Here is a 1981-nt window from a genome sequence, read left to right as displayed (position 1 = left end):
TCAATTCAAATTTATTTTTGAATGAATTAAAGATTCTGAAAGTGAAAAAAACCATGACATTTGAAGAAAAAAGTAACAAGATTGATAGAATCTTTACATTTGATTTAATAAGAGGTGGTGCTATAATATCTGTAGTATTCATTCATCGAATTCTATGGGATTATTACTTTGGATTCTATTCAGGAGGCGCTATTAGTTCTGAAATTGCAATTTTGTACCTATTTATAACAATGGCAGGCATTTTCTATGTGATATCAGGTGCAGTGAATGCGTACATGATTTATAAGAGACTGATAACTGGTCAAATCACATCAAGACTTGTTATAATTAGCGGATGGATAATGGGCCTTCTGATGATTGGGTACAGTTTCTTCTATCGTGCTTTTTTAACACGGTCTTTAGATGATACAATGCCAGTTATTGTAATGGAAGAAACTCTGTCCAATGGGACAGGAATAGTTCCATACTTACTTCTATTTGGTAGACTACCAGATCCCCCCATACCTGTCATGACATTCATTGGAATGGAAACACTCTCAATGATTGGTGTTATTACAATTTTTATCTCCATATTTATGGGAATTCTCTACAAAATGAAAGGAATGACTAATCCTAAAACCGTTTATGGTTCATTAGCATTAATGGGTATAATCATTTTCATTATATCCCCATTCTTGAGAATGACAATAGGCGAGATAATACGAAATGAATATATAAATGGAAATCTCCTTCTAGCCTTTTTCATGGAACCATTGACAAATGGAATGATGCCTATATTTCCACATCTCTCGTATGGTTGTTTTGGAGCAATTGTAGGAATTGCGATGGCTAGAAAAGAGAAACCCAGAACAATCCTAACTGGAATTGGTATATTCGTCTTAGTCACATTTATATTTGGCATTATGTTTATTGAAGAACCCACAAGTCCTTATGGTTTTGAACCATTCACCTGGGAAGCTAGTATTGCTTTAATGGGACAAAAATCATTACAGCTTGGTTTGTTTTTCTTCTTGATATTCCTCGGACTTGCATTATTAGATTATCGCTCTCCAACAACAAGGGAGAAGTGGGCACAATTAGCAAAAAAGGTTCCTGATTTTGGTAAACTTGCTTTAACCATCTATATGTGGGAAGGCGTGCTAGCAGCAGCTCTCCAATTAATAATTCGCCCACTCTGGTCTGAATGGAATGCCAGTTTTTTCAACATCACAATATTTGCGCTGATTAACGTTCTTGTATGGTCGATAATCCTACTATTTTGGAAACGTGTAGATTATAAAGGATCTATGGAATGGAACTTAGTTTGGGTTGTCCAAAAACTCTCAGGAAAACGATCTTCCCGATTTCGAGACTGATTAGAGCATAATTTGTTAAATATGAATATTCTGAATGATTAATCTATTCGTTGTTTCTGCTATTTCAGATATTGTAAGTGGTTCAACAGGTATGGTTGAATTAGTTAAAGGATATCTTGGAACAGAGCTTGATGTTACCCAATATGGATTGAATATTCTTAAGGCCTAGTGAGAATTTAACAAACGAGCTGGTTTTACCAATAAAGATGATCGCTTACACACATTCTTTTATAAGGAACCACTCCTTCCTCACAATATAGTTTTCAATGTTTCTGACGAAGAATTGGATAAGATTTATGAAAAATAATCACTTTTAAACTATCCAAACTGATCCTTTAAGAATATTGTTATAAATCAAGGTTATACGAATAAGTATTGAGAAAAATTATTCATAATAATTAATCATACAACGTTGGTTAGTCCTGATTTTTATATAAAAAGTATATACACAATAATTTTTTGTGGTCAAAATGGAAAGATCAAGAAAAGAATACCAAGAACAATAAATATCAAAGAATAGAGGTAAATTTATATCGAAAGGTAGTTTTGACAAAAAGGACTGAAAATAAATCTTATTATGAAGTATTAGAGGAGATGGATATGGTAAGACACCTATAGATAAAAAG

Annotated in this window: 2 protein-coding genes; both read left to right on the top strand. The window is 33.0% G+C overall.

Translation table 11 applies throughout. From position 1 onward, the window contains the following. Window positions 1-1355: hypothetical protein (locus ACWVCY_RS06345; RefSeq protein ID WP_455141255.1), on the top strand; the 1355-nt coding region annotated here is incomplete at its 5' end. Window positions 1356-1389: 34 nt separating this feature from the next. Next, window positions 1390-1524 carry a hypothetical protein gene (locus ACWVCY_RS06340; RefSeq protein WP_455141253.1) on the top strand — a complete coding sequence of 45 codons (135 nt, stop codon included), beginning with the start codon at window positions 1390-1392 and terminating at the stop codon, window positions 1522-1524. Window positions 1525-1981 lie beyond the last annotated feature (457 nt).

The sequence above is a fragment of the Candidatus Hodarchaeum mangrovi genome (genome assembly GCF_975850365.1).
This window is presented reverse-complemented; position numbering and strand designations above follow the sequence as displayed.